The organism is Micromonospora deserti, assembly GCF_003236335.1.
In the GTDB taxonomy this organism is placed as follows: Bacteria; Actinomycetota; Actinomycetes; order Mycobacteriales; family Micromonosporaceae; genus Micromonospora; species Micromonospora deserti.
In genome coordinates, this window is sequence record NZ_POUB01000258.1 from 1 (window position 1) to 8,526 (window position 8,526).

Consider the following 8,526-nt stretch of genomic DNA (forward strand, 5'->3'; position numbering starts at 1 on the left):
GGCGGGGACGACGCGGCGGCGTGGCGCAGCGCCGCGCCGAAGGCGGTGGCGTCGGGGTAGCGGTCGCCGGGACGGGGCGCGGTGGCCCGCCGAAGCACCGCCGACACCGCCGCCGGTACGCCGTCCCGCAGCCGGGTCGCCGGACCGGGTCGGGCCGCCTCGTCGCCCCCCGGCCGGATCGCGGGGCCGGGCCCGTCCCCACCGCCGGACCCTGGCCGGGTTACCGCCTTCCCGTGGTCGGCGAGCAGCCGCACGGCGAGCCGGCCGAGCCCGAACACGTCCGCGCGGGCGTCCACCACGGCCAGCGGGTCGTCCTGCTCGGGGGCCATGTAGCCGGGTGTCCCGGCCCGCGCGGTCAGGCCGGACGCGGCGGCAAGGGCCTTGGCCAGCCCCAGGTCGGCGATGAGCACCCGCTCGGCGTCCGGGCCGGAGGCGAAGAGGATGTTGCCCGGGGTCAGGTCGCGGTGCACCACACCGTTCCGGTGCAGCACCGCGACGCCGGCGGCAACCTCGTCGAGCAACGCCAGCGCGGAGGTGACCGGCAGCGGGCCGGCAGCGGCAAGCCGGTCCCGCAGGCTGCCGCCGTCCGCCCAGGCGAGCACGGCGTACGGCCGGCCGTCGGGCAGCTCGCCCACGCCGTGCACCCGGACCAGCCGCGGGTGGTCGAGCCGCCGCAGCAGCCGGGCCTCGTCCAGGAAGCGCTCCCGCACCCGCAGGTCGTGGCTCCAGTTCTCGGCCAGCACCTTGATCGCCACCCGGGAGTCGAGGACCGCGTCGTGGCCGAGCCAGACGGTCGCGAAGGATCCCGTACCGAGCAGCCGCTCGATCCGGTAGGAGCCGATCCACGCCGGAGTGCTCACCGCGTCACCCCCGACCCCGACGGTAGCCGGCGGCGCCGGCCGGCGGGACCCGCGCCGGGGCGGGAGCAGGCCGTCCCGATCGCGTCGGGAACCGGACGAACTGATGCCGCCGGCGCGGAGACCAACAGGACAGGAGACCCGAACCACCGGAGGAGTTCCGCCATGAACCGTCTCTCGTCCACCGTCCTCGTCGGCGCGCTGGCCCTCGCCGTCGTCGTCCCGGCCGTCCACCCCGCCCCGGCCTCGGCCGCCGGCCGGCCCGCCACCGCACAGGTCGCCGGGGCCGCCGGCGCCGGCCTCCGGGCCGCCCCGGCGGGACCAGCCCGCGACGCCGGCGGGGCGATGCCCGGCCACCGTGACTTCGCCGCCGACCCGGCCGGCGCGGTCGACCTGCTCAGCGTCCGGGGTGCCGGACCGTTCCGGATCGGCGCCAGCCTGGTCCGGCTGTCGGCGGCCGGCCTGATCGACTGGACGGTCGCCGAGTGCGACGGCGTGGTCCGCGCGGGCGTCACCGGCGAGTGGGCCGGGGTGATCCTGCTGGCGTTCCGGCACGGGCGGCTGGTCGAGGTGGGCACCGCCACCGCCCCGCCCCGCTCGCCTGCGGGAGCGGCCGTGGGCATGTCCTTCTTCGAGCTGGCGGAGATCTACGGCCGGCGGGGCGCGCTGATCCGCAACGACGCCGGGGACGCCTCGGCGTACCTGGTCCGGTTCGGCTCCCGGGTGGAGCTGTTCACCGGCCACCCGATCCGGCCCGGTGTCGGCTACTTCCAGGTCGGGCCGGCGGACTTCGTCGAGCGGGCGTTCCGGCAGGGCCGGTCCTGCTGACCCTGCCACGACGTGGGGCGCCCGGGTCCTCCGGGCGCCCCACGTCGCGACCGAATACAACGTTACCTTCCAGCACTCTAATGTAGCAGTAGACAATAGTGTGTGGCACACAGTATCGTGTGCCACATGGTCAGCGATGACGTCCTCCGGACACACCTCCAGGAACTGCGGCGGGGCACCGTCGTGGTGGCGAGCCTCGCCGCCCTGCGCCGCCCCGACTACGGCTACGCACTGCTGCAACGCCTGGCCGAGCACGGCTTCGCGGTCGACGCCAACACCCTCTACCCGCTGCTGCGCCGGCTGGAGGAGCAGAGGCTGCTGACCAGCGAGTGGAACACCGAGGAGAGCCGGCCGCGCAAGTACTACCGGACCAGCGACTCCGGTGAGTCGGTGCTGCACCGGCTCCTCGACGACCTGGCCGCCGTACAGACCTCCATGACCGGGCTGATCGAAGGAGTGGACCGATGACCTCCCTGACCGACCGCTACCTCGCCGCGACCCTCCGCACAGTCCCGGCCCCCCGCCGCGAGGAGATCGCCGCCGAGCTGCGCGCCTCCATCGAGGACATGATCGACGGCCGCACGTCCGGCGGGCAGGACACCGCCGTCGCCGAGCGGGAAGTGCTCACCGAACTGGGCAACCCGGCGCAGCTCGCCGCCCGCTACGCCGACCGCCGGTTGCAGCTCATCGGCCCGACCTACTACCTGGCCTGGGAGCGGCTGCTGAAGCTGCTGCTGTCCTTCGTGCCGGCCACGGTCGGCATCCTGGTCGGCCTGCTGGCGGCGACCGACGGCGAGAACGTTGGCGGGGCGGTCGGGGAAGGCATCGGCACCGCCTTCCAGGTGGCCGTCCAGATCGCCTTCTGGGCCACCCTGGTCTTCGCGGTGCTGGAGCGCACCAACGCCAAGCTGGACCTGCCCGAGTGGAGCGTCGACCAGCTCCCGGAGGACCAGACCGGCCGGCAGATCACGCTCACCGACGCCGCCGCCGCGATCGGCTGGCTGGTGCTGGTCATCGCGTACCTGCCGATGCAGCACGTCCGCTCGTTCGTCACCACCACCGCCGACGGCGACAACCTGCCGATCCTCGACCCGGCACTGCGGAGCTCCTGGCTGCCGTTCCTGATCGCCGTGCTGATCGCCACCGTGGGCCTGGAGATCGCCAAGTACCGGGCCGGGCGCTGGACCTGGCCGCTGGTCGCGGTCAACGCGGCGCTGGACCTGGCCTTCGCGGTGCCGGTGGTCTGGCTGCTGCTCACCGATCGGCTACTCAACCCCGAGTTCGTGGCGCGCTTCGAGTGGCTCGGGCGGGGCGACAACCTGGACACCGTCACCACCGTGGCGGTCGCCGGCACCATCCTGGTCGTGCTCTGGGACGTGGTCGACAGCGTGGTCAAGGCGTACCGCAACCTCCACTGACCCGCGGCCCGACGCGGCCCGGCATCCACCGGGGTGCCGGGCCGGTTGCCGCGGGATCAGCAGGGGACGGTCGCCCAGCCGGCGGGCAGGCGGGGCACCGGCCAGGCCGGGTCGGGCTTCCAGGAGGCCCAGGTGTCATCCCACCAGCGCTCCCCCGCGTCGAGCAGGGCGGCGATCCGGTCACCCTCGGCCCGGATGGCGTCGGCCATGCCGGGATAGCGCCCCTCGCGGAGGCGCTGGGCGAACATCTCCACGTCCTTCCAGACGTACCGGTCGGCACCGGCCGGCCACCAGAGGTCCAGCTCGTGGTCGAGGGTGTCCACCCCGATCGGCGTACGCCGGAATGGATCCTGGAGGTTGAAGTACCAGCCGGCGAAGGCGCGGTCCGGGCCGGTCCAGAACACGTCGAGCGAGTGCGCCTCACCCGGCCGGTGCAGCATGAGCTTGCCGTGCCCGCTCCAGGCCCGGTGCCCGGCGGTCTGCCACGGGTGCCGGCCGGCCGGGAACACCCCGCCGCCGGGGAAACCGAACTCCGCGCCGGGCGGCAGGTAGAGGGCGAGCAGGTCGGGTGAGTCCTCGACGCAGATGGTCGGGCAGCCGAACCACACCTCGCCGAGCAGGATCTCACGCCGGACGACCACGTCGCCCGGCGCGAACCGCGTCCCGGTCACCGCCGGCTCAGCCGACGGCCGCCATGATCTCGTCGCTGACGTCGAAGTTCGCGTAGACGTTCTGCACGTCGTCGCAGTCCTCCAGGACGTCGATCAGCTTGAAGATCTTGCGAGCGCCCTCCTCGTCCAGCGGGACGTTGACGCTCGGGATCAGCGACGACTCGGCCGACTCGTACTCGATGCCGGCGTCCTGCAGTGCGGTGCGCACCGCGAGCAGGTCGCCCGGCTCGGAGACCACCTCGAACGCCTCGCCCAGGTCGTTGACCTCCTCGGCGCCGGCGTCCAGGACGGCCATCATCACGTCGTCCTCGGTGGTGCCCGCCTTGGGGACGATCACCACACCCTTGCGGGAGAACAGGTACGACACCGAGCCGGCGTCGGCGAACGAGCCGCCGTTGCGGGTCAGCGCGGTCCGCACCTCGGTCGCCGCGCGGTTGCGGTTGTCGGTCAGGCACTCGATGAGCAGCGCTACGCCGTTCGGACCGTAACCCTCATACATGATCGTCTGGTAGTCGGCGCCACCGGCCTCCAGGCCGGAGCCGCGCTTGACGGCACGGTCGATGTTGTCGTTCGGGACCGAGTTCTTCTTCGCCTTCTGGATGGCGTCGTAAAGCGTCGGGTTGCCGGCCGGATCACCGCCGCCGGTCCGGGCCGCGACCTCGACGTTCTTGATCAGCTTGGCGAACATCTTGCCGCGTTTGGCGTCGATGACCGCCTTCTTGTGCTTGGTCGTCGCCCACTTTGAGTGGCCGGACATCTGTTACCTCCGTTGCTACCCGCCGTCTGCATCGACCGCACCGCACACGCCCCGCTCCCGCCGGCGCACGCGGAGGTGCCGGTCAGCTCTGGTGGAAGCCGGTGGCGGGCCAGGGCCCTGCCGAATCTCGGCAATCCTACCGGCGACCCGCGGGTGGCTGTCACGCGCCGCACGGCACCAGCCCGCCCCGTGCGGCCCGAACAGGGACAACGGGACGGGCCGGTCGGTCATTCCCGAAGCCGTACGACCCGACCGTGGTGAACCCGGAGGTGCTCCGCTCCTCGCACCGGTCCTCGAGCCCGGCCCGGTACCGGCGGAACGACTCCATCTGGGGCAACGGACCGGGCAACTCCGGGGCCAGGGCGATGTCGACGAAGCTCCGCCCGTCCTCGAGTTGCAGCGTCACGAAGCGCAGCCCGGGGGGGGCCGGGTCCGGGCCAACTCCGCATAGACGGCGCGCAGGAGCGCCAGGTGCGTGGTGACCTGCTCGGGACGGACCCGGTACTGGATGACGATCGTCTCCGCCGGTCACCCCACCGGCTCGGGACGCAGGCCGGCCTCGGCGGCGCGCAGCGCGCCCGCCCAGGTCACGATCTCGGCCAGCATCGTCGACAGCGACTCCTCGCGCCCCTCGCCTGGGACGAGCATGCCTGGAGCGGTCGGGTCGCCCGAATCCGAACCGGTGAAGTCGAAGTCGGTGAAGATCGAGATGGAGACCTGGGTGGGTACCACCGCCGCCCGTACCTCGGCCAGGATCAGCCGCAGGTGGTCGGCGGCCCGGCTGCCGCCCTGCACGCCGTAGCTGAGCAGCCCGGCCACCTTGCCGTTCCACTCGGCGGAGAGGAAGTCGATGGCGTTCTTCAGGGCGGCCGGGATGGAGTGGTTGTACTCGGGCGTGACGAAGACGAAGGCGTCGCAGGCGTCGATCATGGCGCTCCAGCGGCGGGTGTGCGGGTTCCGGTAGGTGCCGAACATGGCCGGCACCGGCTCGTCCAGCAGCGGCAACGCCTGCTCCGCCAGGTCGATCACCGCGATCTCGGCCACGCCGGCGCGTACCGCAGGCTGTCGGGAAGCGACCTGCTGCGCCCACCGGGCGACCGCGCTGCCCCGCCGGCCGGGACGGGTGCTGCCCACGACCAGGCCGATCCGGATCGGTCGTGCTGTCTGTGTGGTGTTCATGGCGACGATCGTCGGGGGGCGCCGCCGGCGCAGGGAGGCCGGCGCGAGGGTGGCCCTGGCAGGGCCACCCGACGGCCGGGGCCCGCTGCCACACTGGTCGGGTGATGGACGGAGAGCTGGGCGCGTTCCTGCGCAGCCGTCGGGAGGCGCTCCGGCCGGCGCAGGTGGGGCTGCCCGAGGGCACTCGACGCCGCACTCCCGGCCTGCGGCGGGCCGAGCTGGCGACGGTGGCCCAGGTGAGCGTGGAGTACCTGACCCGCCTGGAGCAGGGCCGGGACACCCGGCCGTCGCCGGAGATCCTCGCCGCCCTCGCCGACGCGCTGCGCCTCGACGACGCCGACCGCGAGCACCTCCGGCAGCTCGCGTCGGTCAACCACAGCCGGCAGCTGTGCCCGGGTGAGCGGCCCACCGTCTCGCCGACCGCCCGCCCGGCGGTCCGCGCGGTGCTCCACGCGATTCGGGATGCCCCGGCGTACGTGGTCAACCGGCTCGGCGACGTGTTGGCCTGGAACGATCCCTTCGACCGGCTGGCCCGCCCGCTGGGCCTGCTGGACGGGGTCCGCCCGAACCTGGTGTGGTTCGTGCTGACCGACGAACGTGCCCGCGACCACTTCCCGGACTGGGCGGAGCTGGCCGACCATCAGGTCGCCGAGCTGCACCGGCTGCGCCGGGGCGATCCGGCGATCGACGCCTTCGCCGAGCGGCTGGCCCGCACAGTCGGCGCGCCGTTCACCGATCGGTGGCAGCGGCGGCCGGTGGCCGCGCCGACCAACGGGGTCCGGTGTGTCCGCCATCCGCAGGTGGGGCTGCTGCGGCTGGCGTACGAGTCGCTGGAGGTCGCCGACAGCGACCACCAGCGGCTGTTCGTCCAGCTTCCCGCCGACGCGGCCACGGCGGCCGGGTTGGACCGGCTGCTCGGCCGTCTCCCCGGTCAGTTGCGCTCCGTCGCCGGCTGAGACGCGTCGCGGGGCCCCCTGGGAGGGCCCCGCGACGGGACGGGTCAGGCCGCGGCCCGCACCAGCTCCACGAAGTACGCGTGCAGCCGCCGGTCGCCGGTGAGTTCGGGGTGGAACGAGGTGGCGAGCAGGTTGCCCTGCCGGACCGCCACGACCCGCCCGGCCGCCGGCCCCTCGGTCACCGTGCCCAGCACCTCGACGCCGTCGCCGACCCGCTCGACCCACGGGGCCCGGATGAACACCGCGTGGAACGGCTCGCCCTCGATGCCGGCGACCCGCACCGGCGCCTCGAACGAGTCGACCTGCCGGCCGAAGGCGTTGCGCCGCACCGTCATCTCGATGCCGGCGAAGCCACGCTGGTCGGGCCGGCCGTCGAGGACCTCGCCGGCCAGCATGATCATGCCGGCGCAGGAGCCGTAGACCGGCATGCCGCCGGCGATCCGCTTGTCGATCGGGTCGCGCAGCTCGAAGATGTCGGCCAGCTTGCTGATCGTGGTGGACTCGCCGCCGGGGATGACCAGCCCGTCGACCGCGTCCAGTTCCTCCGCCCGGCGGACCGGGCGGGCGTCGGCGCCCGCCCCGGCCAGAGCCGCGACGTGCTCGCGAACGTCACCCTGGAGGGCGAGCACGCCGATGACGGGTGCCTCGCTCATGACGTCCGTCCTCTCCTCGCTCCCGCTCGCCTGGGCTGGGGCGGCCGCGGTCACCAGCCGCGCTCGGCCAGCCGGTGCGGCTGCGGGATGTCGTCGACGTTGATGCCGACCATCGCCTCGCCGAGGCCCCGGGAGACCTTGGCCAGCACGTCCGGGTCGTCGTGGAAGGTGGTCGCCTTGACGATCGCCGCGGCCCGCTGGGCCGGGTTGCCGGACTTGAAGATGCCGGAGCCGACGAACACGCCCTCGGCGCCGAGCTGCATCATCATCGCGGCGTCGGCCGGGGTGGCGATCCCACCGGCGGTGAACAGCACCACCGGCAGCTTGCCGCTCTCGGCGACCTCCCTGACCAGCTCGTACGGGGCCTGCAGCTCCTTGGCCGCGACGTACAGCTCGTCGGCGGGCAGCGAGCTCAGCCGGCGGATCTCCTGGCGGATCTTCCGCATGTGGGTGGTGGCGTTGGAGACGTCACCGGTGCCGGCCTCGCCCTTGGAGCGGATCATGGCCGCGCCCTCGGTGATCCGGCGCAGCGCCTCGCCCAGGTTGGTCGCGCCGCAGACGAAGGGGACCGTGAAGGCCCACTTGTCGATGTGGTTTGCGTAGTCGGCCGGGGTCAGCACCTCGGACTCGTCGACGTAGTCGACACCGAGGGCCTGCAGGATCTGGGCCTCCACGAAGTGGCCGATCCGGGCCTTGGCCATCACCGGGATGGAGACGGCGTTGATGATGCCGTCGATCATGTCGGGGTCACTCATCCGGGACACGCCGCCCTGGGCGCGGATGTCCGCCGGCACCCGCTCGAGCGCCATCACCGCGACGGCGCCGGCGTCCTCGGCGATCTTGGCCTGCTCGGCGTTGACCACGTCCATGATCACGCCGCCCTTGAGCATCTCGGCCATGCCCCGCTTCACGCGGGCGGTGCCGACGACCGGGGTGGCGCCGGCGTTCGGGGAAGTGTTTTCGGGCACGGGTCATCGCTCCTCAACGTGCGCGGGGTGACTGCGGAAATGCTACGACGGGCCCAACGCCGCTCCGACAGCCAATCAGACCCACGGTGGCCTGCGATGTGGCCACCATCACCGCCACCCCCACCCCACCCGCGCCACCCACCCGCGTTGATCAAGAGGTTTGTGCCAGAAACCGTCCCGAGCTGCCGCAACCTCTTGATCGGCGACGCTCGGCCCACCCCTCGACCTGGTCGATCACG

11 protein-coding genes are annotated in these 8,526 nt (G+C 73.1%); 4 read left to right on the forward strand and 7 right to left on the reverse strand.

Translation table 11 applies throughout. From position 1 onward, the window contains the following. Positions 1 to 860 (reverse strand): serine/threonine-protein kinase (locus C1I99_RS25845; protein ID WP_146604056.1); only part of this gene is annotated, 860 nt, incomplete at its 3' end. 162 nt (positions 861 to 1,022) lie between these two features. Here C1I99_RS25845 and C1I99_RS25850 point away from each other — a divergent pair. The 3 genes from C1I99_RS25850 to C1I99_RS25860 all read left to right on the forward strand — a co-directional run bounded on the left by C1I99_RS25850 (position 1,023) and on the right by C1I99_RS25860 (position 3,103). After that, complete coding sequence (locus tag C1I99_RS25850) at positions 1,023 to 1,685, forward strand: hypothetical protein (RefSeq protein WP_111136794.1); 663 nt, start codon at positions 1,023 to 1,025, stop codon at positions 1,683 to 1,685. Between the two features lie 126 nt (positions 1,686 to 1,811). Beyond that, entirely contained in the window at positions 1,812 to 2,153 is a 342-nt protein-coding gene (locus C1I99_RS25855) for a PadR family transcriptional regulator (protein WP_111136795.1), read from the forward strand. Continuing rightward, on the forward strand, positions 2,150 to 3,103 hold the full coding sequence (locus tag C1I99_RS25860; RefSeq protein WP_111136796.1) for a permease prefix domain 1-containing protein: 954 nt from the start codon (positions 2,150 to 2,152) through the stop codon (positions 3,101 to 3,103). Before C1I99_RS25855 ends, C1I99_RS25860 begins: the two co-directional genes overlap by 4 nt. 56 nt (positions 3,104 to 3,159) lie before the next feature. Here C1I99_RS25860 and C1I99_RS25865 read toward each other — a convergent pair whose 3' ends face one another. The 4 genes from C1I99_RS25865 to C1I99_RS25880 form a co-directional block, all read right to left on the reverse strand. Further along, complete coding sequence (locus C1I99_RS25865; RefSeq protein ID WP_111136797.1) at positions 3,160 to 3,774, reverse strand: ribonuclease FAU-1 family protein; 615 nt, start codon at positions 3,772 to 3,774, stop codon at positions 3,160 to 3,162. Between the two features lie 7 nt (positions 3,775 to 3,781). Continuing rightward, the gene (locus C1I99_RS25870; protein WP_111136798.1) at positions 3,782 to 4,531 is read right to left on the reverse strand and encodes a YebC/PmpR family DNA-binding transcriptional regulator; all 750 of its coding nucleotides are present in this window, start codon (positions 4,529 to 4,531) and stop codon (positions 3,782 to 3,784) included. Positions 4,532 to 4,691: 160 nt separating this feature from the next. Then, the gene (locus C1I99_RS25875) at positions 4,692 to 4,937 is read right to left on the reverse strand and encodes a hypothetical protein (protein ID WP_111136799.1); all 246 of its coding nucleotides are present in this window, start codon (positions 4,935 to 4,937) and stop codon (positions 4,692 to 4,694) included. 122 nt (positions 4,938 to 5,059) lie between these two features. Further along, positions 5,060 to 5,710: an NADPH-dependent FMN reductase gene (locus C1I99_RS25880; protein ID WP_111136800.1), complete on the reverse strand. Its 651-nt coding sequence runs from the start codon at positions 5,708 to 5,710 to the stop codon at positions 5,060 to 5,062. A 104-nt stretch (positions 5,711 to 5,814) separates the two neighbouring features. On the opposite strand from C1I99_RS25880, the gene C1I99_RS25885 reads away from it, so the two are divergent. After that, positions 5,815 to 6,666, forward strand: a complete 852-nt coding sequence (locus C1I99_RS25885) for a helix-turn-helix transcriptional regulator (RefSeq protein WP_233512715.1) — start codon at positions 5,815 to 5,817, stop codon at positions 6,664 to 6,666. A 44-nt stretch (positions 6,667 to 6,710) separates the two neighbouring features. Here C1I99_RS25885 and pdxT read toward each other — a convergent pair whose 3' ends face one another. Both pdxT and pdxS read right to left on the reverse strand, forming a co-directional pair. Then, positions 6,711 to 7,319, reverse strand: coding sequence for a pyridoxal 5'-phosphate synthase glutaminase subunit PdxT (gene pdxT / locus C1I99_RS25890; protein ID WP_111136802.1), 609 nt, complete (start codon positions 7,317 to 7,319; stop codon positions 6,711 to 6,713). A gap of 50 nt (positions 7,320 to 7,369) precedes the next feature. Beyond that, positions 7,370 to 8,287, reverse strand: coding sequence for a pyridoxal 5'-phosphate synthase lyase subunit PdxS (pdxS, locus tag C1I99_RS25895; RefSeq protein ID WP_111136803.1), 918 nt, complete (start codon positions 8,285 to 8,287; stop codon positions 7,370 to 7,372). Positions 8,288 to 8,526 lie beyond the last annotated feature (239 nt).